Here is a 22,383-nt window from a genome sequence, read left to right as displayed (position 1 = left end):
CTGTGACAGTTTCCAACAACACCGCGGAAAACAGCATCCGACCTTTCACCGTTGGGCGGAAAAACTGGCTTTTCAGTAACAGCGCCAAAGGAGCCAAAGCCAGTGCCATCGTCTACAGCCTGATTGAAACAGCCAAAGCCAACGGCTTGGACCCCGAACGGTATCTGAAATACCTTTTTGAAAAGCTGCCGAATACAGCAAACTTCAAAGATACCGAAACCTTGGATCAATACCTGCCTTGGGCAACAAAGCCCCAGGAAAAGTGCAAAGAATAAATAGAATCAAAGCCCTAGACTTATGAAAAAAGGATAGCATAAGTCTGGGGCTTTTTCTATACACTGATTTATTTTCCGCTTACGATATGATCGCAGTGCTCATGCGTTAAAATGATATACTCTGGAACGAGTTGATGACTAGCAAGATAGGAATGGATTTCTTGATAACAGTTTGGGTCGATGATGAGGGCGTGGGATTCAGCAGTAAGAATATAACAGTTACTCTGTGTCAGTGGGTCTGTAATGCAGTGGGGCTGGATGACCGCAGGCATGTTAGATATCGACTCCGTATTTCCGCAGAATATCCATTCCTTTTTCATAAGAGCTGAAGGCCAAGACGTCCGGGGTATCGATGGAAATGTCAAAGGTATCTTCCATTTCTTCCATCAAGTTCATGTGACCCATTGAATCCCACAGTTTTATGCTGCGATATTTTAAACCAGGAAGGTCTTCCTTTTTTAATTTAAAGCTGTTGATAAAAAGATTGTCGTATTTTTCTAAATTTGTCATGATACTACTCCTATTCTGATAATTAAAATTATTGGTTGTTTTCATAATACGTAAATAAGGTTTTCATCATTAATTGATGGATGGTTCCTTCTACGGCCAGTGTCCCGTCGGATTTTTTGCAGGTTCCCTTGAATTCTCCGATGTACCAGCGCTTTTTTTCTTCCATATGGACTAATTTTATAGAAGCCGTAATGGTATCCCCGGCATAAACGGGGGCTGTAAAGGTCAGGTTTTCGTCCATTAAGATGGTCCCTGCTCCGGGTAATGTAGTGCCCATTATGGAAGATAATAAGCTTCCGGTTAAAATGCCATGAACGACGGGGCGGCCGAATCCGTATTTTGCAGCAAAAGCAGCGTCGGTATGCAGCTTACCATAATCTCCTGTCAACTTTGCGAATTGTTGGATATCTTCTTCAGTAAACGTCCTCTCCATGGTGGCCGTATCTCCTAAACAGATACGCCTTTTTGTATCAGCCGTTTCTGGAGGTGCTTCTGCCAGTTCTTTAGCGAAAGCGGCAAACTGTTGGGGCGTACAAAGTTTTTTGAATTTTCGGGCTGCAATACCCGTTTCTTCTGCACAGGCTGTCATACAGCCACAGACAAGGAGGCAGATGTCGCAAACTGTATTTTCTATTTCATATGTGAATGTATGCTGGGGAAATTTTTTTTTAAGTTTTTCTACTTCCTGACTGCGGTCATAGCGTGGGTTACAGCCGCCACAGTATTTTATCCCGATTTTCATAGATTCACCTCTGCATATGGCGCTCTCTTAAAATCGCCTTGGCTTGAGCGATGAGAGCATCGCTGACACCACTGACGAGAATGACATCGTGGACATCCTCAACGGCTTCGCGGACTTTAGCACTGATTAATTCTTCTGTCGTCAACTGTGCTGAAGGACAGCCGCTGCATTGGCCGGTTAGGCGGATTCGCAAAATATGATCGGCATAATCGACAATGACGACGTCTCCCTGGTGTTCAGCCAGCGATGGGCGCACTTCTTTTTCTAAGACATTTTCGATTTGTTCTCGAATTGATAGAGTCATAGTAATTCACATCCTTATATAGTAGTTAATTATATATATGAAATTATCGTGCCAAAATATGGAGAAAGAATCAAATTAGATTGTTATAAAATTCACAAATAAGAAATCGAGAAAAATGGAAAAGCTACATAAACGTTTTAAATATAAAGAATTGGGCTAAAAGAATAAATAAAATAATATTTGTGAATACATCATATTACGAATATTTTTTATCAAGAAATAAGATAAAATCAAGGAAAAGTCTAAAAAATACAACTAAATAGCGTTTTAAATATGGAACAATATTGGGTTTGTTTTATATATGGAACAACGATTTAAGGAATACGAACCAAAAATGAAACGAAAAAACGTTATAAATATAACAAAAATAACGTGAAATTCAGAACAAGAATTCAGAGAAAATATTTTTTGGATTTCAAGAATGGGATAGTTGCTATGCTTTTGCGGAACGAGTCAAAAGAAAAATCCTATTGGAAGCTTACTTGGCACGATTCTTGCTCTTACTATAGGCAAAACACACTAACGTGTGAACCTACTGTCAATACTTTATTATATGATAAGAAGAAAGGATGATTATTATGGCATTAATGACAGGCGAACAGTACATCGAAAGCATGAGAAAGAAAAATTTACAGGTCTACATGTTCGGTAAAAAGATTCCGTGTCCGGCAGATGACCCGATTCTCCGTCCGTCTATGAACTCCGTTCGGATGACCTATGATCTGGCTCAGAAACCGGAATACCAGGAACTGATGACGGCGATTTCCCCGTACACCGGCGAACGTGTTAACCGCTTTACTCATATCCATCAGAGCACGACGGACTTGATGAATAAAGTGAAGATGCAGCGCCTTTGTGGTCAGAAAACGGCTTCCTGCTTCCAGCGCTGCGTCGGCATGGATGCTTTCAATGCGGTATTCTCTACGACGTACGATACGGATAAAAAATATGGTACGAAATATCATGAAAACTTCATGAAATTCCTTAAACGCGTACAGACGGAAGACCTTACTGTTGATGGAGCTATGACGGACCCGAAAGGCGACCGTGGCTTGGCACCGCATGCACAGGCAGACCCGGACCTCTATCTCCATGTTGTAGAACGTCGTCCGGACGGCATCGTAGTCCGTGGGGCAAAAGCTCATCAGACTGGTTTCATCAATTCTCATGAAGTCATTGTTATGCCGACCATTTCCATGGGCGAAGATGATAAAGATTATGCCGTTTGCTTCTCCTGCTCGACAGATGCTGAAGGCATTTTCATGATTGTTGGCCGTCAGTCCTGCGATACCCGTAAAATGGAAGGCACTCCGATGGATACGGGCAACCCTGAATTCGGTGGTACCGAAGCCCTGGTCATCTTTGATAATGTCTTCATTCCGAACGAAAATATCTATCTTAACGGTGAATATGAATTTGCCGGTGTCCTCGTTGAACGCTTTGCTGGTTACCATCGTCAGTCCTACGGCGGCTGCAAAGTTGGCGTAGGTGACGTCCTTATCGGTGCCGCAGCTGTTGCCGCTGATTATAATGGCTGCCCGAAAGCATCTCATATTAAAGATAAGATCATTGAAATGCAGCACCTCAATGAAACACTGTATGCTTGCGGTATTGCTTGCTCGGCCTTGGGCACGAAAACAGAATCGGGCAACTATCTTATCGACTTGCTCCTGGCTAACGTCTGCAAACAGAATGTTACGCGTTTCCCCTATGAAATCGTCCGTCTGGCTGAAGATATTGCTGGTGGCTTGATGGTTACGGCACCGTCTGAAAAAGACCTTCGTGATCCGAAGATTGGGCCGTATATCGATAAGTATCTCCGTGGTGTCAATAATGTATCGACGGAAAACCGCCTCAAGATTTTACGCCTCATCGAAAACCTCAGCCTTGGCACGGCCGCTGTCGGCTATCGTACAGAATCCATGCATGGCGCAGGTTCGCCGCAGGCACAGCGTATCATGATTTCTCGTCAGGGCAACTTGCGCATGAAGAAAGCCTTGGCTAAAGCCATTGCACACATTGAAGAATAAGTTGATTTTACACTGGAAATCGCTATCCTTGCGTAATGAAGTAGTACAGAATAAATATAGTATGAGTATATAGACGTGATTTTGACTGATGCCTGCAACTAGGCTGCTCCTCCTTCGTTGCAGGCCGTCAGTCAGTTATAGGAAAGTAGGTGTGTGTGATGGATTGGAAAAAAGAATATGCGAACAAAATTGTCTCTGTCGAAGAAGCTGTAAGCCATGTCCAATCCGGCAATCGTATCGTTTTCACCCATGCTTGCGGTGAAGCTCAAGCTTTAACAGAAGAATTAGTTCGCCAGGCAGATCGCCTGGAAAATGTTGAAATTGTTCACATGGTTGCCATGGGTAAAGCACCTTATTGTCAGCCAGGGATGGAAAAACATTTTCGTCATAATGCATTGTTCGTAGGCGGGTCGACTCGTAAAGCGGTAGAAGAAGGCCGCGGGGATTATACGCCGTGCTTCTTCCATGAAATACCCAAGCTCTTTACGGATGGTACATTACCTGTTGACGTTGCTTTTTTACAGCTCAGTGAACCTGATGAAAATGGTGTCTGCTCTTATGGGGTTTCTGTTGACTATACACAGCCAGCGGCGGAAGCAGCTAAACTGGTCATTGCACAGATCAATAAGAATATGCCCTATACCTATGGCAATGGTATTAACTTGAAAGACATTGATTATATCGTAGAAAAGGATGAACCCCTTATTGAATTGCAGCCTCCTAAAATTGGGGAAACAGAACATAAAATCGGGGAATATGTAGCTTCGTTGATCCATGATGGTGATACGCTGCAACTGGGCATCGGTGCTATTCCGGATGCTGTCTTATCCTTCCTCGGAGATAAAAAAGATTTAGGGATTCATTCCGAAATGTTCTCTGATGGGGTTATCGACTTAGCGCGTAAGGGCGTTATTACGAATAAGAAAAAGACGATTGACCAGGGAAAATTTGTTTCTTGCTTCCTCATGGGGACAAAGAAACTCTATGATTTTGTAAATAACAATCCTGATGTCTTAATGGAACGTGTCGATTACACCAATGATCCCTTTGTTGTAGCTAAAATTGACAATATCATCTCTATCAACTCGGCTATGCAGGTCGATTTGATGGGGCAGGTCAATGCTGAAATGATTGGCTATAAACAGTTCAGCGGCGTTGGCGGCCAGGTCGATTTCGTTCGAGGGGCTTCCCGTGCAAAGGGCGGTAAAGCTATTATTGCTATGCCTTCGACTGCAGGCCATGGCAAGATTTCCAAGATTGTACCGCTTTTAGACGAAGGCGCTGCTGTTACGACATCCCGCAATGATGTAGACTATGTCATTACAGAATTTGGTATCGCTCCCCTTAAAGGACGTACTTTGCGGCAGCGTGCTATTGCCCTCATTAAGATTGCCCATCCTGATTTTAGAGATGGATTGATTGCAGAATTTGAAAAACGCTTCCATTGTAAGTATGAAGGATAAAAATAGCGGTTTTTAATACGCATGCGCCATGGCGGCTGTTCTATTCGTAGATAATTACATATCGAATAACTTGGCCATGGCGCTATTTTTATCTAAATTTTCTGTTGATTTTTAAATTTACAAAGAAAGAGGGGACGAAATATGTTTGGTCCTGTTTATAAACGAAAAGAAGGCGAAATACAACCGGGAATTAATTTACACGTATTTAACTTAGTCCTGCGTTTACCTTTCATCCATTATCGCTTTGAATGGCCTGATTATGTTCAAGGGCTGCTTTTATGTGCCGTTTGTCTCGGCATCATCCCGGTATTGCAAGAATATTTAGGGATGCCTTTTGAAATTGCTATTACCATTGTCATTATGAACGGGTTCTTATATACTTGGCATGCTCACTTGGGTGACCCCGTTGTCCCTGGCTGGATTACTCCGGCTATTCCGCTGTTATTGCTGTGGCTGGGCGAGTTCCCCAATGATACGGCTGAACGTATGCATGCACTTATTGCATTTGAATTTGAACTCGGGTTGCTTACTTTCTTGTTAGGGGCTACAGGCCTTGCTAAACGCGTCGTCGACTTAGTTCCCGATGCTTTGAAATCAGGGATCCTTATCGGGGCCGGTATCGCAGCTGTACGCCTGGTATTCAATACGGGTGGTAACTTCGATAAATATCCATTTACTATCGCTATTGCCGTAGGCTTTGCTTTCTATTGCTCTTTTAGTAATCATTTCAAGAGCATCATGAATAAAAATAAAGTTTTCCAGATTATTTCTGACTTGGGATTGCTGCCTGCTATGGTTCTGGCTGTCATTATTGCTCCGTTGGTGGGCGAATTACCTTGGCCAACTATTGAAATGGGCTTTACTCATCCTCATTTCATTGAAGTCTTTACCCAGTGGAGTCCTTTCGCTGAACGCATTGGCTTCCCGGGTATGACTTACTATATCCAAGCAGCTCCGTTAGTTATTGCTACTTATGTTGTACTCTTTGGTGAATTGATCCAGGCCGATGCCTGATTGATGAAGCTCGTGAATTCCGTCATGGTGATGAAAATATCCATTTCGATGCCAACAGAAATAACGTTATCGTTGGTGTCCGTAATATGGTTATGTCCTTGTTAGGTCCTGACCTTTCGATGTGCGGTCCTTTATGGGCAGCTATGCAGGTCGTTATTTGTGAACGTTACAAACACGGTCGTGATGCCATGGATAGCTTAATTGGCGGCGTTGCTTCCTTCCGTTTGGGGACCTTTACTGGGTACTGGTTATCGCCTATCGTAAGTTTTGTTAAGCCTGTCCTGCCGATTGCTTTGGCATTGACCATGTTGATTCAAGGTTATGTTGCTGTCCGTGTCGGCGTACTTCGCTCTAAGACTTTCAATGACCTCGGTGTTGCCGGCGTCATTGGCGGTGTCCTCGTATCCCGCGGCGCTGCAATGGCTTTGGGTGTTGGCATTGTCCTTTGCCTGCTCGTATTTGGCAAAAACTTCTTTAAACGTAAAATGTCTCTGTACAATACGAAGTCTGACCCGCTTTTCAATATTGCAGCTTTGAAAGAACTGAATGCTGAAAAGGAAGGCGCAGAAAAATAAGCAAGAAGACTCTTGATGACCGGAGGTTGAACTATGCAGTATTATGGTGATTTATTGCGCAAACTGACAAAATCGAACACGACAGAAATCTGTGAATTCTTCGTGAAAAAGTGCCTGATGAATGCGAAGAGTAAGTCGACAAATGAAGCTATGAAGCGCTTTTTCATGATCTGTGGGGTATCAGCTAATGATGGCATCAAAGAGTTTTTAGAAAAGAATGATTTAACTTTTGATGGCTATTGGTCACATCGTCGATATTTTGCCAAGGTTAAAGACCATATCCCACTGGTCGTAAAATCTTACTTATCATGCATGTTGCTTCTATTAGCTTCTCAGAAAAAATTAATTTCTCAGAAAACGGGCATGAATGAAGAAGAACTTCTGAGTCGTTGGTGTACTATTTTTAAATATGATGACCAAGATAAAATTTATTTTAATGATCTTTTACGGATTGTCCGCAAAGGCGAAGAAGGTGTCATGGAAATTTTTGAAGACCTCAACAGTATTTGTCATGATAATCTGAATGGTGGAAAAGAATCTAATATCCCGTGTACGGATGAAAATCGTGATTTACTCGTTTATCGGGTTGGAGAAGATGTCTACATATTGGTTTGTCGTCTTCAGGAAATGCCTGATTTCTCTTCATAATTGGTATGTGTTGCGTAGAACCTCTTCTGGTAAGGGTAGCCTAGTACCCCAGCTGGGAGAGGTTTTTTAGAAAGGTGGTATTATGTCATGACGATTGGAATTAAAGCACCGGGATACTATGTGCAAGGCAATGGGGAGTTAGATAAATTAGGGAAATATGTTAAGAAAATGGGCAATAGTTTCTTGGTCTTACTATCGCCTAATAATAAGCGAAGAATTGGTGACCGCCTGGATAAAGCTTTGCATAGTGCGAATAAATCTGTATTCTATGCCGAATTTCAAGGTGAATGTTCTAAAAAGGCTATTGCCGATGCACAAGATATAGCGTACCAGCATGGTTGTGATACTATCATTGGCGTTGGCGGAGGTAAGGCACTGGATACGGCTAAAGCCGTGGCCACTAATTTAGGCGATTTACCGACAATTATTATTCCTACCATTGCTTCCAATGATGCACCGTGTAGCAGTGTGGCTGTTATTTACAATGAACAAGGTGTCGTTATCAAGGCTTTAATGATGAAACACAATCCGGATCTCGTTTTAGTCGACACTGGAATTATCGCTCAAGCGCCTAAACAATATTTAGTTTCTGGTATGGGGGATGCCTTATCTACCTATTTTGAAGCACGCGCCTGTCAGCGAAGTGGTGCAAAGACGATGGCTCGGGGGACTTGTTCGGCAACGGCACTGGCTTTGGCTGAATTATGTTATAAAACTTTATTAAATGATTCACTGGAAGCACTTAGCGCTGTTGAAAATCAGGAAGTAAACCCTGCTTTAGAACGAGTCATTGAGGCCTGCGTCTATCTCAGCGGTGTCGGATTTGAGTCGGGAGGCCTTGCGGCAGCACATGCTATCAATGATGGATTTGCTCATGTTCCACAGGCCCATGGAGCTTCTCATGGTGAAAAAGTTGCTTTTGGATTATTATCACAGCTTATCTTAGAAAAAGCACCAAAAGATGAGTGGGACACAGTATTGCACTATATAAAATCGGTAGGACTTCCTTCATGCTTAGCTGATTTAGGAATTACGGATGTAAAAGAAGACGAAATCCGTTTGGTTGCGGAAGCAGCTACCGTGCCAACTCAGTTCACAAAAAATGTGCGTGCTGACATTACGGCAGATGAAGTGTATGATGCCATTATGAAAGCAGATACATTAGGACAATCGTGAGGATTTCAACATGTTTACCATAACAGAACAAGCAAAACAATATATTCACGCTCATGGCGGTCATGTCATTATTACCTTGACCTTTGAACCGTCTGGAGGGAGTTGTTGAAAAGGCGATTTGATTTGGGGCAGTTATGTTCCCGAAATCGGTTTAGGTAAACCGGGTCAACAAATGGACTATCCTTTTGAATTAGTTGATGATATTGTCGTTTGGTATCATCCTAAATTACAAATTCAACAAGGGTATCAATCTATTGTTATCCATATGAAGCGATTTTTATTCCATCAATGGCTGACAATAGAAGGGGCGCAAGGAATGGCTATAACACGTGAAAAAGGGTTTGAATAAAGAGATAAGCTGCCTTATGAAGGAAATCTTTATAGAGGCAGCTTATCTTTTATGGACGATATATTATAATTTTGTTATACTTTTTATAGGTGCTACCAAAACGGTAGGCGGTTATCCCTCTTCGGAGGGCGCTCTACCCTCCACCCAGATTAGAAATCCGTATTCACATAAAGAAAAATAACCGCCTCGCTCCCAACGCAACGGTTATTTTTTCTTTAAATAATCTTTGAGGGCTAACCGTCTATCGGTAGCGCTTTTTTCTATATGTTTATTTTGCCAGCGTATGGGCGGCTTTGATGCGGTGCGTGATATAGGTGCTCAGCAGGACGCCGAGGATGGTAAAGACGGTCATGACGGGGAAGACAATCTGGTAGCCGTCGATACCCTGATGGCTATCGAGGATGGAGCCGTAGACGGCGTACATGAAGGCGCCGGGCAGATAGCCGATGAAGGAGGCCATGGACATGGCAGAGCCTGTGATTTCGCGGGGGACGTCGACTTCATCCATGGGGGCGAAGAAGACGGCGCGCATGCTGTAGACGCAGGCACTGATGGCCAGGGAGATGATGATGCCGGCCCAGATGCCGAAGGGTCTGGTAGGGCATCCAGGTGAAGGCGATGAGGACGACGGCTGTGATCAGATAACCGATGCGCAGGTATTTGGTCGGCGAATGGAAGAGTTTGTCCGATAACAGGCCGCCGACCATTTTCAGGCCGTACTGGTTGATGATGCCGTAGACGCCGATGAGCCTGAAATACATGAAATGCCATGGCAGCCACTGAATGCGGATTCCTATTTGACAGATTGAAGTATAAGAAAATTTAGGAAGTCCGCATCTGTCCCAGGTATGGTGGACGGTATTCCAAGATTCAGTATTGCTACTCTCTCAATCCCCTCTTGTCCCAGCTCTATCTGGGACGGGCCGAAGTCTATCATTCTGAGCCGTTGTGCCTGGAAGTGACGCCGTGCCGCGTCGATAAATCCTTTGGCTTGAAAAAACTCTTCTCCTCCCGCGTTCATTGACATCCTCTGCGGATAAGGGTATCATGAAGGCATGTGAAGAAGTAATGGCATTATAGGAGGAAGGACATGTTTGGCTTAGGCGCACCGGAATTACTGCTCATTTTAGTCATCGCCCTGGTCGTATTCGGACCGGGGAAACTGCCGACCATCGGCCGGGCTTTGGGGAAGAGCCTCCGTGAATTCAAGGAAGCCGTCAATACGGATGAAACAAAGCAGATAGAGGAAAAGACGGAAAAAACAGATGAGAAATCGATGAACCACTAATTGGCTTATAACGCAAAGTTTGTAGTATGGAGCAGTTTGTAGAAGCTGGCTCAAATTTTTTACCATTTGCTGCAAACTAAAAACTACAAACTTAAAACTCAAAAAAGGGCTGTCGCACGTGCGACAGCCCTTTTTCGTTTTCTGGCGGGAAAGTGTGGGAATCGAACCCACCTGAGAAGCTGTTAACTCCCCATGCTGGTTTTGAAGACCAGAGGGAACACCAGAACCCATCCTCCCCCAGGACAGGTTTATTATATCACGGGCATCCTGTATCTTGCAAAACTGTTTCCATCTTTGTTACACTAAAGGCGGTGAGTGCATTACCCATTAGAAAGGAGTTAATGAAATGATTGAATTACAGTTGAAACCGACGATTTACTCTTACGATACGTGCCGGGAATTTGTGGAAGACCTGCAGGTCGGAGCCGATGACCTGATTGTTACCAATCAGTATATCTTTGACCCGAATTTCAAGGATTTAGGCCTTACGTGCCACGTCTTGTTCCAGGAAAAGTATGGTATGGGTGAACCGTCTGATGAAATGGCAGAAGCCATTTATAAAGATATGCCCAAGGATGTGAAGCGCATCATCGGTATCGGCGGCGGCACGGTCATGGACTTGTGCAAGTTGTTCATCTTGAAGCAGGTCAGCCCGGTCCTCGATTTGTTCGATGGCAAGATTCCTGTGGAAAAGGAAAAGGAACTCATCCTCATCCCGACGACGTGCGGGACGGGCAGTGAAGTCACCAATGTATCGGTCATGGCCCTGGTTAGCCGCAACACGAAGAAGGGCATTGCCGACAATGCGCTCTATGCCGATAAAGCCGTCCTCATTTCGCAGCTCTTGAAGACCCTGCCTTTCAAGGTCTTTGCGACCAGTTCCATCGATGCCCTCGTCCACGCTGTCGAATCGGCCTTGTCTCCGGATTCCAGCGCCAGCTTCCGCGTTTTCAGTTATAACGCCATTGAACTCATCCTCAAGGGCTATTTGCAGATCCGCGACCATGGTCCGGAAGCGCGCATCCCGCTTATGAAGGCTTTCCTCCTGGCCAGCAACTGGGCCGGCATCGCTTTCAGTGTCCCTGGCTGCGCCGCTGTCCATGCCATGAGCTATCCTCTGGGGGCAAAGTATCATGTACCTCATGGTGAATCGAACTACGCCATGTTCACAGGCGTCATGAACTGCTACATGTCCATCAAATCGGACGGTGAAATCGCGAAATTGAACGGCTTCATCGCCGACATCCTGGGCTGCGAACCGGAACACGTCTATGAAGAACTGGAAAAACTGCTCAACGTCATCCTGCCCAAGAAAGCGCTCCATGAATACGGCGTCAAAGAAGAAGAATTGCCGGAATTTGCTAAATCGGTCATCGAAAATCAGCAGCGTCTCATGAAGCACAGCTTTGTGCCCCTCGATTATGATAAGGTGTACGGCATTTACAAGAAACTGTATTAGTGGCTAGTGGTTAGTCGCAGGGGCCGCACGTGGGCGGCCCGTCTCGGGCCATGTGGGAATCCCGGGCGAGCCATTAGCCGCTAACTGAAGGGTTCAACCTCTCCGGCCCTGCGGGCCACCTCTCCTATCAGGAGAGGCTTGCCTGCGGCCTGCGGTTTTACACATTAGAACCAGACGGCCTGGTCGCCGGCTTTTACGTTGCCGTCGGCTGCCAGGTGGACTTCCTGACCGTCTTCGAGGTCGGTGAAGATGCACAGGCAGGCGTCAGATGGGGCGTTGGCCTTGATGAATTCGTCGTCGAATTCCATCAGTTTATCGCCTTTCTTGACTTCCTGGCCGTTTTCGACGAAGACATTGAAGCCTTTGCCTTCGAGTTTGACCGTATCGATGCCGATGTGCAGGAGGTATTCTACGCCGTCTGCCGTGGTCATACCGATGGCGTGTTTCGTATCGAAGACGAAGGTGACTGTTCCGTCTTCCGGCGCATAGACCGTGCCGTCTGTCGGATAGACGAAGAAGCCGTCGCCTGTCATTTTGCCGGCAAAGGCTTCATCCGGGGCTTCCGTAATGGGATGGAGGCTGCCGGTGAAGGGCGAATTGAAGTAATGCTTTTCAGCATCTGTTTCCGGTTCAGTCTGTGTTTCCTGGGCTTTCGGCGCTTCTTCAGCCGGAACCGTTTCCGCTGCCGGTACGGCTTCGATAGGGCCGTCTGCCGGGTTGGTTGCCAGATAGCTTTCCAGGTTGGCCTTGATGACGGCGACTTGCGGGCCGTAGACGACCTGGACGCCCTGGCCTTTCTTGATGACGCCTACAGCGCCAGTGGCTTTCAGAGCTGCATCGTTGACCAAGGCCGAATCGGCTACGGAGCAGCGCAGGCGCGTAGCGCAGCAGTCGACGGAAGTGATGTTCTTGGTGCCGCCCAGGGCGCGGGTGATGGCCTGGCTGACGACGTCCGTGGCAGCCTCGCCGTCGCCGGCTTTGGCTGCGGCGTCACGGGCTTTGACGTCGGCTTTGGTGTAGAGTTTCGTTTCCACATCGTCGTCTTCACGGCCCGGTGTCTTGAGGTCGAACTTCTTGATGAGGAACGTGAAGATGAAGTAGTAGAGGAAGAAGTAGATGATGCCGACCGGGATGATGTACATCCAGTTGGTCTTGGCTTCACCCTGCAGGATACCGAAGATGAACAGGTCCAACAGGCCGCCAGAGAAGGTCAGGCCGACGGCGATGTTCAGCATGTGGGCGATCATGTAAGCGGCACCGGCCAGGACGACCTGGACGTAGAAGAGCATCGGTGCGACGAAGAGGAAGGAGAATTCAATCGGTTCCGTGATGCCCGTGAACATGGACGTCAGGGCTGCCGATAAGAGCAGGCCGCCGGCGACTTTGCGTTTTTCCGGTTTTGCCGTGCGGTACATGGCCAGGGCGGCGCCGGGCAGACCGAAGATCATGAAGATGAATTCGCCCGAGAAATACCGGGTTGCATCAGCACTGAAGTGAGTGACGTTAGGCGAAGCGAGCTGGGCGAAGAAGATGTTCTGGCCGCCCTGGACGAGGTTGCCGTCGATCATCATCGAACCGCCGACGCCGGTCTGCCAGAAGGGCGGGTAGAAGACGTGATGCAGGCCGAAGGGGATGAGGGCCCGCTTGATGATGCCGAAAATCAAGGTGCCGATGTAGCCCGTACCCGTGACCAGGCCGCCGAGGGCGAAGATGCCGCTCTGGACGACAGGCCAGACGAAATACATGGCAATGCCGACGAACATGTAGACGACGGTGGAAATGATAGGGATGAAGCGCGACCCGCCGAAGAAGGACAGGGCATTGGGCAGTACGATTTTATGATAGCGGTTGTGCAGGTAGGCGACGCCGATGCCGACGATGATACCGCCGAAGACGCCTTCCTGGAGGGACATGATGCCGCAGACATTGGCAATCGTACCTTCCAGGACATCGGGAGATACGGTGTTATTGGCCAATACCTTGCCAGTCAGTTTGAGGACGGCGTTGGTCGAGGCGTGCATGACGAAAAAGGCGATCATCGCCGATAAGGCGGCGACTTCCTTTTCCTGCTTGGCCATGCCGATGGCGACGCCGACGGCGAAGATGATGGGCAGGTTACCGAAAATGATGTTGCCGGCATCGCTCATGATGGTGAGCAGTGAATGGAGTATCGTGCCGTTTCCGAGGATGCTTTCCAATCCATAGGTCTGGATGGTCGTAGCATTCGTGAAAGAAGCCCCGATACCGAGGAGTAAGCCGGCAATCGGCAGGATGGCGACAGGCAGCATGAAACTGCGGCCGACAGCCTGCAAGATGGAAAAGACTTGGTCTTTCATAAAATTCCTCCTTTTACTATAGGAATAAATAAGTATGAGACAGTACGTTCCTATTTTAACATACCCTAGGCAAATGAGAAGGATGAGAGTTACGTCTCATCGTGCCTATCTAGCATATATACTTGACAAAAAGTAAAGGAGTGATAGTTTGCAGCATGGAGTTTGTAGTTTGTAGAGGATGGCTTTAGAAATTTTTGCTATTTACTGCAAACTAAAAACTATAAACTGAAAACTCGAAAAGAGGCTGTCTGTGACGACAGCCTCTTTTCGTTAAGAGGAGAATGAATGTGAAGTTGTTTTCTGATTTTTATGCTTTGGCAGCGGCTTCGCCCAATTCTTTGCATTCAGGAGCGTTGTCCGGTGTTTCGTTGACGATGGCCGTACCAATGACGGTGGCACCGGCATCTTCTGTACGCTGTTTCCATGCGTCCATCCATTCGCCGGAACCCCAGCCGTAAGAACCAAAGAGGCCGACTTTTTTGCCCTTCAATTTCGGAGCCAAATCGGTGAAGAACGGTTCGACGACAGAGTCTTCCAGTTCTTCTGAACCCATGGCCGGGCAGCCGAGCAAGATGACGTCTTTGCTAGCTACATCATCGACATTTGTATCTTCAAAGCGGACTGATTCTACGTCAGCACCGGCAGCTTTGACGGCTGCTTCGATTTCGTTAGCCATTGCTTCTGTATTACCTGTACCACTCCAATAAACGATTTCTACCATGATTAAATCCTCCTTATGCTACAATGAGCGAGTCTAATGTTGTCCCAACGGCAAAGCGATTCAAATAGTCTTGCCGGCAGCACGTATAGCGATGGAAAGTACGGGCGGCAGCGTGGGCGTCGCCGTATACCTTCCATTCGCCACAAAGCTTGGCATGGTTTCCCTTGTTGGCGATGAAACCGCACACGTCCTCTAGGGGATAGCCGAGGAAAATGCCCGATTCATGAGGGAAACAGCCATCTTCTGCAAAGCGTTCGGCAAGACGGTCCAGCAGGGAAGAGATGTCCTGGCAGTCCTGATAGCCGAATTGCTGCAGAAATGATGAAATGTCCCGCTGCTGTACGTAGGCCCAGACCCTGGCCGGTCGGTATACATACAGCAAAGTGCGTTTGGAACAGGCGTACAAGATACGGAAATACAAGCCTTTTGCATTATATTTATGATTATAATTTTCAATTATATCATCATAGGTACAGCCGCTGTCCAAGCGGGGTAGACAGAGAAGGGATGCCTGTTTGAGACCCGCTAAAGTCGGTGAACAGTGGGTTATTAAGACGAAATCCAGGTTCATATCCGGTTGCCGCTCCTTTCGCTTTGATACTGTAAGTATAATTTATTTGAAAGTGATTGTCAATACTAATATGATAATTCGTTTCAAATAAGCGAAAGGCTTGCCAAGTATAGTATAATAAAGGTAGTGTGAAGAATATTCGGAGGGGGGGATTAGATGGAAACTGCTTATGATACGAATCATTGTTTCGGCTGTGGCCGCGATAACCCGATTGGCCTGAAGCTGGACATGAAGATGGAAGGCGATCACTGCGTGGCTTATTTTACGCCCAAGGCAGAGCATGAAAGTTATGGTGACCGCATGCACGGCGGCCTGACGAGTACGCTGCTGGATGAAGTCATGGGAGATTATGTGTTCCGCATTGCCGGTAAACCAGCCTATACGGCGCGGCTGGAAATCCGTTTCCGCAGTGCCATACGCATCGGCGAAACGGTCAAGGTCGAAGGCTGGCCGGAAGTCCACCGCGGCCGTCTGTTCATCATGAAAGGAAAGATTACCCACGCTGATGGTACGCCGGCTGCCGAAGCCAAAGCGGAAATGATGCTGGCTAAATAAAGGAGGAGTTACTATGGATAGAAGCGATATGATGCACCGCATGTATGATATTAAAGGGCCTTTAGTGGCCAAGAAGTTTGCAGCCCGCGGCTTTGAAGCCGTATACTGTCCGACGAAGGAAGAAGCCTTGAAGCAGGCCATCTCGTATATCCCGGAAACGGATGTCGTATCCTGGGGCGGCTCTGTATCCATCAATGAAATCGGCCTGCGGCCTTATGTACTGGAACACAATCCGGTCATCGACCGCGATTCGGCCAAGACGCCGGAAGAACGGGTCGAACTGATGCGCAAGGCCCTGCTCTGTGACACCTTCCTCATGGGGGCCAACGCAGCCGTCCAGGACGGCCAGCTCATCAACATCGATGGCAACGGCAACCGCGTCGCCGCCCTTTGCTACGGGCCGAAACAGGTCATCGCCATCGTCGGTATGAACAAGGTCGTCCCGACGGTCGAAGCCGGCATCGAACGGGCGCACACCGTGGCGTCGCCGCAGAATATCGGCCGCTTCCCCGGTGTCGGTACGCCTTGTGCCAAGACGGGCATGTGTGGCCACTGCATCCGGCCGGACAGCGTCTGTGCCCAAGTCGTCCGGACGCGTATCTGCAAGCCCCAGGGCCGCATCAAGGTTATCCTGGTCGGAGAAAATCTGGGCTTTTAGTCCTGAAAAGAGAGGTATTTTATTATGAGAACTGGAACGGGCGTCGTCGAAGAAGTCTGCCCGAATGGCCTGGCCAAAATCCAGACCAACCGCAATAATCTATATTCGCCGTGCAGCGACAGCATGTGCGCGGACAATGTCGTCATCGATGCTGTGAACCCCATCGGGGCCAAAAAGGGACAGTATGTACAGTTCAACATCCCCGACGCCGGCATGGGCGTCAAGGGCATCATCTGCTTCGGCGTCCCCTTGCTGCTCATCATCGTCTGTGGCGTCGCAGGCTACCTGCTGGGAGAATCATGGCAGGTCAAACCGGAAATGACGGCCTTTGCCGGCATGATTGCAGGCGGCATCATCGGCTGCCTGGTCCTGAAAGGCTATGAAAAGAAAATCAACAACAACCAGACCAAAGCCGAAATCACGGGAATCATCAGTTAAGAGGCTGCAGGTTCGTAGGGGCTCGCACGTGGCGAGCCCGCCAGATATATGTAAGAATTCCGTGAACAATTGGCATGAGCGGGCGCCCCGCGTGGCGCCCCTACAGAAAAAGGCTTGTCGCACGTGCGACAAGCCTTTTTTTTATACAATATCGATTTGGCAGGCTTTCATGGCCTGTAATGCTCTTTCGTGGTTTTCTGGTGTCGAACCGGCACAGCATGTGCTGTCGACGATGATTTCCTTTTCCGGGTAGAAGGCTTTGAGCAGCATGGCATTGGCGATGACGCAGATGTCCGTGCACAAGCCCATCAATACCAGCCGGTCGTAGTCGCGTACTTCATCGACCAGGGCCGGACAGCCAAAGGATGGCTTTTCCAGGATGGTGGCCCACATGGTGTACGGCAGGAGCTGTTTGCAGATGCGCCAGCCCCGCGTGTCTTTCAGGCAGTGTGGAACGGGAAGTTTCCGGCCTTCCTGGGTTTCGCTGTAGGCCTCGTCGTGGGTGTCCTGGGTGAAAATCAGGTCCGTTTCCTGGTCGGCATCCTTTTTGCTGGCCACGATCTTGGCCTCGATGCGGGGGACGACGGCTTGAGCCTGAGCGCTTCCCAGGGCGCCGTCGATGAAATCATTCTGCATATCGATGATGATATAAGCCTGGGTCATTACGGTCATCCCTTCTCTTTAGGCACGCAATTCTTTTAAATATCCCGGTACGTCCGGGCAGGTCATGAGGCCCGACATGAGGGCGACGCCTTTGATGGGGACGTCCTGGAGCTGAGAGATGGTCTTCGGCGTAACGCCGCCTAAGGCATAGACCGGAATCTTGACGGCCTTGCAGATGGCTTCGACCGTGTCGACGCCGATAGGCGGATCCGACGGCTTGCAGGCTGTCGGGAAGACGTGGCTGGCCATGAGGTACGTAGCGCCGAGCTGTTCGGCTTTGACGGCTTCTTCGACGGTGTGTACGGAGACGCCGAGGGTCGTCATGTAATAGAGCAGGGACGAATGGGTTTCCAAATAAGGCAGAGAGCACTGGAAACGGGGAATATGAAGACGGATAGCAGCCTTTCCGAAATGCTGGAGGATACACGTCTTCTGATGGATGCTGCACAGGCGCAGGGCCCGTTTCGCATAGTCCGTGTATTCTTCTTCAGAAAGGTTTTTTTCACGAAGGACGATGAAATCTACATCGGATGCGGCGATTTGCTCGAGCTGATCCCAGTAGTTCGTCGAAGCCAATTCGTGATTTGTAATTGCAGCTACTTTTAACACGATTTATCACCTGAATATTAGAGTATTTTATATATATAACTATACATGAATCTCATACTAACGTCAACAATTATACCAATAGAATATAATAAATGTTCTATATGAGTTTAACGCCCTAAAACGAGAAGATATATGACAACAGGTTCGGGGTGGATTGGGTCCCGGACCGTTTTTGTCATATACATTTTATAGGATTGGTAATGGATTACGTTAGATGGTTTACAAATAAATATACTCACTGGTGACAGGCTGCAGGCCCATGCCCTTGATGTCGGAGTACATCTGGTCAAAGGACCGGCCGTCAGTGATTTCGAACTGTTCGTCACCCATTTCGGAGCCGTCATTTTCCAGATGGCCGCCGATGCCGACGCAGACGCTGGCCGATACTTTGGTAGCGGCGATTTTCATGATGGCGTTGCGGTAGCGGGCGCTTTCACGGCTCGATACGACGATGCAGGCGTAAGGCATGAACAGACGGTAGGCGCAGATGATCTGCGTCAGTTTCCGTTCGTCTACGTCCTTCGGGTTGATCTTATCGTTATTGATGATCGGGCACAGGCGCGGACAGGACAGGGAAATTTCGGCATGCGGGTACTTACGCTGCATGAGCCATGCGTGCATCCCCGTTGCCAGGGCATCTTTCTGGTAGTCGTCCAGGCCTAAGAGGGCTGCGAAGCCGACGCCGCGCATGCCGCCGAGGATGGCCCGTTCCTGGGAGTAGAAGCGGTACGGGAAGATGCGCTTGTGACCGGCCAGGTGAAGGGTAGCGTACTTGTCTGAATTGTACGTTTCCTGGAAGACCGTGACGTAGTCGGCGCCACATTCGTGGAGATATTTGTAGTCTTCCGAATTGACCGGGTAGATTTCCATGTTGATGACCCGGAAATACTGGCTGGCGATCTTGACGGCGTTGCCGATGTATTTGATATCGCTCATCTTCGGGCTTTCGCCGGTGAGCATGATGACTTCTTCGATACCCGTATCGGCGATGTTCTTACATTCGCGGTGGAGTTCTTCGTCCGTCAGGCGGGCGCGCTTGATCTTGTTGTGCGAGTTGAAGCCGCAGTAGATGCAGTAGTTATCGCAGTAGTTGGCGAAATAGATCGGCGTCAGGATGGTGATGTTGTTGCCGAAATGGCGCCGCGTGACCAGATGGGCTTTCTGGGCCATTTCTTCCAGGAACGGTGCAGCGGCCGTCGATAAGAGGGCCATGAAGTCCCGCGGGTCCAGATGTTCTTTCGACAGGGCCAGGCGGACGTCTTTATCAGTGAAGTCGTCATTGTTGAAGGAATTGCGGATGGCGACGACCTGGTCGAGCATATCCGAGTCGATGACTTCCATGCCCGGTAAATATTTCATGTGGTCGATGAGTTTGCTCTGATCGATAGTTTTAGTTTCTTCCGTCATGTTCGATTCCTCCTCAGTCTCCTAAGAATCCCGTCAGCGGATCCGAAGCCGAAGCCGTTTCGCGGACGCGGCCCAAGCCGGCAAGGTAAGCATTGCGGCCGGCACGGATGGCTTCACCGAAGGCTTTGGCCATGAGAGGCAGGTCGCCAGCCGTAGCGACGGCGGTGTTGGCCATGATAGCAGCGGCGCCCATTTCCATGGCTTCGCAGGCCTGGGACGGACGGCCGATACCGGCGTCGACAATGACCGGCAGGTCGACTTCGTCGATGAGGATCTGGATGAAATCTTTCGTCGACAAGCCTTTGTTTGTGCCGATAGGCGAAGCCAGAGGCATGATGGCAGCAGCGCCGGCGTCAGCCAGGGCACGGGCGGCGTAGAGGTCCGGATACATGTACGGCAGGACGACGAAGCCTTCTTTAGCCAAAATTTCCGTAGCTTTGATGGTTTCGTTGTTGTCCGGCAGGAGATATTTGGAGTCGCGCATGACTTCAATCTTGATGAAATCGCCGCAGCCGACTTCACGGGACAAGTGGGCGATGCGGACGGCTTCGTCGGCATTGCGGGCACTGGACGTATTGGGGAGCAGGGTGACATCTTTCGGGATATAGTCGAGGATATTGTCTTTCTGGCCGGCTTCGACGCGGCGCAGGGCCATGGTTACCATCTGGGCACCGCCTTGTTCGACAGCGGCCTTGATGAGGTCGACAGAGAATTTACCGGAACCTAAGATGAAACGCGATGTGAATTCGTGGCCGCCAAGGACCAGGGTATCTTTTTTTTCCATTGGGAAACACTCCTTTTATAATGATAGATGAGTTCATGACTGCTTTGCCGCAGGGAATCAGCCCCCGCCGACGAAGTGTACGATTTCCATGGAATCGCCGTCTTTCAAAGTCACTTTATCGTAATCCTTGCGCGATACGATATCACCGTTCAGCTCGATGGCGATGCGGTCTGTACGATATTCCTGGTCGGTCAGGTAAGCGAGCAGGTTCTGGCCGGCCGCTTCGATGTCTTTGCCGTTGATCCGTACCATGGAGGTCCTCCTTTCTCTCAAATGAAAAAAGGGTCGCACGAAGAATTACACCCAAGGTGGTGTACCCCTTCGTGCGACCCTTGTGATTCGGTCTCACTCTGCCTATGATTATAGCCTATTGTCACAAAAAGTCAACCGTTGATAATGAACTGTCTTGAGAGAAATGACCGGGGAAGACGACAAAGGCCGAAAAACTATAGTATAATAAAGTTATGATTTTACGAGAGGTGTGATCACTGCCATGGAAGAACGGATGGACTGGATGAATATTGCCCGTTATTTTTATTTGACCGACGAGCGGCTGCAGCAGATTTCCCGCGATTTTGCAGACGACATGGAACGGGCCCTGCAGGGAAAGCCGGGAGCGACCGTATCAGCCCTGAAGTCGTATGTGTCCCTGCCTGGCGGTGAGGAGCGCGGTGTCTATCTGGTCCTGGATTTCGGCGGTACGAACGCAAGGGCTGCGCGGATCCGCCTGTTGGGCCGGCACTGTTACCTCATCGAAAAGAAGGTCTGCCAGCCGCTCCGGCTGCCTGGCCAGTACGACTATCTCTCTTCGGCGACGACGGCTGGGGAGCTTTTCGATTTCCTGGCCCGCCTCGTCGGTCAGGTTGCCCATGGGCAGCAGGCCTATACCCTGGGCCATACCTTTTCCTTTGCTATAGAGCGGCAGGACCTGCGCGATGGCCGGCTCCTGTCGTGGTCGAAAGAAATTGCCGTTCCCGGTGTGGAAGGCGAATGGGTCAACGCCATGCTCAAACAGGCCCTGGCCCGTCAGGGCTTTAGGGCTGTCGAACCGGTGGCCCTGGTCAATGACACGACGGCCCTGCTGTTGTCGGCAGCGTATACGCTGGAACGGGTCCGCCTGGGCCTCGTCTGCGGGACGGGCTTCAACGCCTGCTACTATGAGCCGGCCTGGGATATGATCGTCAATCTGGAAGCCGGCGACTATGGCGGCCTCATACGCAATCGCTGGGACAAGGCAGTCGACGCCCTGTCGGCCCAGCCCGGTCAGCATCGGATGGAAAAGATGACAGGCGGTGCCTATGCAGCGGAAATCTTCCGGCAGACCTTGCTGTCTTATTTCAAGACTCGCCAGCTCCCGGTGTTTTCCACAGCCGCTATGAATGACATCATCAGCTGCGACAATGATTTGCAGTGCCGGCTCAAGATGGGCCAGCTGTGGAAGTGCATCGTGCGGCCCGATGAGATGCGGCCTGTCCGCAATATCGGCGCCGCCATTTTCGTCCGCGCTGCCCAGCTGGCCGGCGCCGTGAGCTGCGGCATCCTGCGCCATCTTTATGGCGGCGAAGCCGTTCCGGCCCAGTCCGTGGCCGTCGACGGCAGCCTCTTGGAACACGTCCGCGGTGCCTTGTTCATGATGGAAGATGCCATGCAGGCCTGCCAGAATGAAGGCGTGAGCCGGGACAAGCAGATTCCCGTCGACCCGGTACTCATCCAGGACGGCCCCTTAGTCGGCGCCGCCGTCGCAGCGGCCATGGCAGGCGAAGGCCGGTGACAGCAGGCCGGCCCACCACGAACCACGAGCCACGAAC

29 protein-coding genes and 1 tRNA gene are annotated in these 22,383 nt (G+C 49.2%); 15 read left to right on the top strand and 15 right to left on the bottom strand.

What is annotated here, in order from left to right:
• The coding region (locus NM10_RS05710; protein ID WP_147675857.1) for a transposase domain-containing protein at positions 1–275 on the top strand (275 nt) is incomplete at its 5' end.
• Positions 276–343: 68 nt separating this feature from the next.
• On the opposite strand, the gene NM10_RS13275 is transcribed toward NM10_RS05710, so the two are convergent.
• Genes NM10_RS13275 through NM10_RS05695 form a run of 4 tightly spaced genes read right to left on the bottom strand, consistent with a single transcriptional unit; the run spans position 344 to position 1,831 of the window.
• The gene (locus NM10_RS13275; protein WP_071601833.1) at positions 344–547 is read right to left on the bottom strand and encodes an MBL fold metallo-hydrolase; all 204 of its coding nucleotides are present in this window, start codon (positions 545–547) and stop codon (positions 344–346) included.
• Position 548: 1 nt separating this feature from the next.
• Positions 549–785, bottom strand: coding sequence for a hypothetical protein (locus NM10_RS05705; protein WP_020310643.1), 237 nt, complete (start codon positions 783–785; stop codon positions 549–551).
• A gap of 28 nt (positions 786–813) precedes the next feature.
• Positions 814–1,527 (bottom strand): MaoC family dehydratase, encoded by a 714-nt coding sequence (locus NM10_RS05700; RefSeq protein ID WP_020310642.1) that lies wholly within the window; start codon positions 1,525–1,527, stop codon positions 814–816.
• A gap of 4 nt (positions 1,528–1,531) precedes the next feature.
• Entirely contained in the window at positions 1,532–1,831 is a 300-nt protein-coding gene (locus NM10_RS05695; protein WP_020310641.1) for a NifU family protein, read from the bottom strand.
• Between the two features lie 578 nt (positions 1,832–2,409).
• On the opposite strand from NM10_RS05695, the gene NM10_RS05690 reads away from it, so the two are divergent.
• The 7 genes from NM10_RS05690 to NM10_RS05665 all read left to right on the top strand — a co-directional run bounded on the left by NM10_RS05690 (position 2,410) and on the right by NM10_RS05665 (position 9,086).
• Positions 2,410–3,861, top strand: coding sequence for a 4-hydroxyphenylacetate 3-hydroxylase family protein (locus NM10_RS05690; RefSeq protein WP_036200516.1), 1,452 nt, complete (start codon positions 2,410–2,412; stop codon positions 3,859–3,861).
• A 158-nt stretch (positions 3,862–4,019) separates the two neighbouring features.
• Positions 4,020–5,324, top strand: a complete 1,305-nt coding sequence (locus tag NM10_RS05685; RefSeq protein WP_020310639.1) for an acetyl-CoA hydrolase/transferase family protein — start codon at positions 4,020–4,022, stop codon at positions 5,322–5,324.
• A gap of 141 nt (positions 5,325–5,465) precedes the next feature.
• Positions 5,466–6,338, top strand: coding sequence for a solute carrier family 23 protein (locus NM10_RS14515; protein ID WP_239639630.1), 873 nt, complete (start codon positions 5,466–5,468; stop codon positions 6,336–6,338).
• A gap of 92 nt (positions 6,339–6,430) precedes the next feature.
• Positions 6,431–6,913 (top strand): hypothetical protein, encoded by a 483-nt coding sequence (locus tag NM10_RS14510; protein WP_239639629.1) that lies wholly within the window; start codon positions 6,431–6,433, stop codon positions 6,911–6,913.
• A gap of 33 nt (positions 6,914–6,946) precedes the next feature.
• The gene (locus NM10_RS05675) at positions 6,947–7,561 is read left to right on the top strand and encodes a hypothetical protein (protein ID WP_020310638.1); all 615 of its coding nucleotides are present in this window, start codon (positions 6,947–6,949) and stop codon (positions 7,559–7,561) included.
• An 87-nt stretch (positions 7,562–7,648) separates the two neighbouring features.
• Positions 7,649–8,737 carry a glycerol dehydrogenase gene (locus tag NM10_RS05670; protein ID WP_020310637.1) on the top strand — a complete coding sequence of 363 codons (1,089 nt, stop codon included), beginning with the start codon at positions 7,649–7,651 and terminating at the stop codon, positions 8,735–8,737.
• Positions 8,738–8,855: 118 nt separating this feature from the next.
• Positions 8,856–9,086, top strand: coding sequence for a hypothetical protein (locus tag NM10_RS05665; RefSeq protein WP_020310636.1), 231 nt, complete (start codon positions 8,856–8,858; stop codon positions 9,084–9,086).
• 268 nt (positions 9,087–9,354) lie between these two features.
• Here the strand turns inward: NM10_RS05665 and NM10_RS12985 are convergent, their stop codons facing one another.
• A complete protein-coding gene (locus tag NM10_RS12985; protein WP_051132237.1) occupies positions 9,355–9,594 on the bottom strand; it encodes a hypothetical protein in 240 nt (79 codons plus the stop codon).
• A complete protein-coding gene (locus NM10_RS12980; RefSeq protein WP_051132236.1) occupies positions 9,587–9,847 on the bottom strand; it encodes a hypothetical protein in 261 nt (86 codons plus the stop codon). Before NM10_RS12980 ends, NM10_RS12985 begins: the two co-directional genes overlap by 8 nt.
• A 137-nt stretch (positions 9,848–9,984) precedes the next feature.
• Between NM10_RS12980 and NM10_RS14990 the strand changes: the two genes are divergently transcribed.
• Positions 9,985–10,110, top strand: a complete 126-nt coding sequence (locus NM10_RS14990; RefSeq protein WP_256378961.1) for a hypothetical protein — start codon at positions 9,985–9,987, stop codon at positions 10,108–10,110.
• A gap of 66 nt (positions 10,111–10,176) precedes the next feature.
• On the top strand, positions 10,177–10,374 hold the full coding sequence (tatA, locus tag NM10_RS05650; protein WP_020310634.1) for a twin-arginine translocase TatA/TatE family subunit: 198 nt from the start codon (positions 10,177–10,179) through the stop codon (positions 10,372–10,374).
• A 142-nt stretch (positions 10,375–10,516) separates the two neighbouring features.
• Here tatA and NM10_RS13780 read toward each other — a convergent pair.
• A tRNA-Sec gene (locus tag NM10_RS13780) sits at positions 10,517–10,613 on the bottom strand.
• A gap of 107 nt (positions 10,614–10,720) precedes the next feature.
• On the opposite strand from NM10_RS13780, the gene NM10_RS05645 reads away from it, so the two are divergent.
• Positions 10,721–11,833: a 4-hydroxybutyrate dehydrogenase gene (locus NM10_RS05645; RefSeq protein WP_020310633.1), complete on the top strand. Its 1,113-nt coding sequence runs from the start codon at positions 10,721–10,723 to the stop codon at positions 11,831–11,833.
• A 164-nt stretch (positions 11,834–11,997) separates the two neighbouring features.
• On the opposite strand, the gene NM10_RS05640 is transcribed toward NM10_RS05645, so the two are convergent.
• From NM10_RS05640 to NM10_RS05630, 3 genes are all read right to left on the bottom strand, one after another.
• Positions 11,998–14,169, bottom strand: a complete 2,172-nt coding sequence (locus tag NM10_RS05640; RefSeq protein WP_020310632.1) for a PTS transporter subunit IIABC — start codon at positions 14,167–14,169, stop codon at positions 11,998–12,000.
• 307 nt (positions 14,170–14,476) lie between these two features.
• Positions 14,477–14,890: a flavodoxin gene (locus NM10_RS05635; RefSeq protein WP_020310631.1), complete on the bottom strand. Its 414-nt coding sequence runs from the start codon at positions 14,888–14,890 to the stop codon at positions 14,477–14,479.
• A 13-nt stretch (positions 14,891–14,903) separates the two neighbouring features.
• Positions 14,904–15,461, bottom strand: a complete 558-nt coding sequence (locus NM10_RS05630; protein ID WP_020310630.1) for a DUF3793 family protein — start codon at positions 15,459–15,461, stop codon at positions 14,904–14,906.
• Between the two features lie 156 nt (positions 15,462–15,617).
• Between NM10_RS05630 and NM10_RS05625 the strand changes: the two genes are divergently transcribed.
• The 3 genes from NM10_RS05625 to NM10_RS05615 are packed head-to-tail and all read left to right on the top strand — an operon-like array spanning position 15,618 to position 17,112.
• A complete protein-coding gene (locus NM10_RS05625) occupies positions 15,618–16,016 on the top strand; it encodes a PaaI family thioesterase (protein ID WP_020310629.1) in 399 nt (132 codons plus the stop codon).
• 13 nt (positions 16,017–16,029) lie between these two features.
• Entirely contained in the window at positions 16,030–16,674 is a 645-nt protein-coding gene (locus NM10_RS05620) for a lactate utilization protein (RefSeq protein WP_020310628.1), read from the top strand.
• A gap of 24 nt (positions 16,675–16,698) precedes the next feature.
• Positions 16,699–17,112, top strand: coding sequence for a SoxR reducing system RseC family protein (locus NM10_RS05615; protein WP_020310627.1), 414 nt, complete (start codon positions 16,699–16,701; stop codon positions 17,110–17,112).
• Between the two features lie 141 nt (positions 17,113–17,253).
• Here the strand turns inward: NM10_RS05615 and NM10_RS05610 are convergent, their stop codons facing one another.
• From NM10_RS05610 to thiS, 5 genes are all read right to left on the bottom strand, one after another.
• Positions 17,254–17,775, bottom strand: coding sequence for a cysteine hydrolase family protein (locus tag NM10_RS05610; RefSeq protein WP_020310626.1), 522 nt, complete (start codon positions 17,773–17,775; stop codon positions 17,254–17,256).
• Between the two features lie 18 nt (positions 17,776–17,793).
• A complete protein-coding gene (locus NM10_RS05605; RefSeq protein WP_020310625.1) occupies positions 17,794–18,384 on the bottom strand; it encodes a thiamine phosphate synthase in 591 nt (196 codons plus the stop codon).
• A gap of 219 nt (positions 18,385–18,603) precedes the next feature.
• On the bottom strand, positions 18,604–19,791 hold the full coding sequence (gene thiH / locus NM10_RS05600; RefSeq protein ID WP_020310624.1) for a 2-iminoacetate synthase ThiH: 1,188 nt from the start codon (positions 19,789–19,791) through the stop codon (positions 18,604–18,606).
• A gap of 13 nt (positions 19,792–19,804) precedes the next feature.
• Positions 19,805–20,575: a thiazole synthase gene (locus NM10_RS05595; protein ID WP_020310623.1), complete on the bottom strand. Its 771-nt coding sequence runs from the start codon at positions 20,573–20,575 to the stop codon at positions 19,805–19,807.
• Between the two features lie 57 nt (positions 20,576–20,632).
• Positions 20,633–20,827, bottom strand: a complete 195-nt coding sequence (gene thiS, locus NM10_RS05590) for a sulfur carrier protein ThiS (protein ID WP_020310622.1) — start codon at positions 20,825–20,827, stop codon at positions 20,633–20,635.
• Positions 20,828–21,068: 241 nt separating this feature from the next.
• Here thiS and NM10_RS05585 point away from each other — a divergent pair, with 241 nt between their 5' ends.
• The gene (locus tag NM10_RS05585) at positions 21,069–22,346 is read left to right on the top strand and encodes a hexokinase (RefSeq protein ID WP_020310621.1); all 1,278 of its coding nucleotides are present in this window, start codon (positions 21,069–21,071) and stop codon (positions 22,344–22,346) included.
• The last annotated feature ends 37 nt before the right edge of the window (positions 22,347–22,383 follow it).

The sequence above is a fragment of the Megasphaera sp. NM10 genome (assembly GCF_000417505.1).
GTDB lineage: Bacteria > Bacillota > Negativicutes > Veillonellales > Megasphaeraceae > Megasphaera > Megasphaera intestinihominis.
This window is presented reverse-complemented; position numbering and strand designations above follow the sequence as displayed.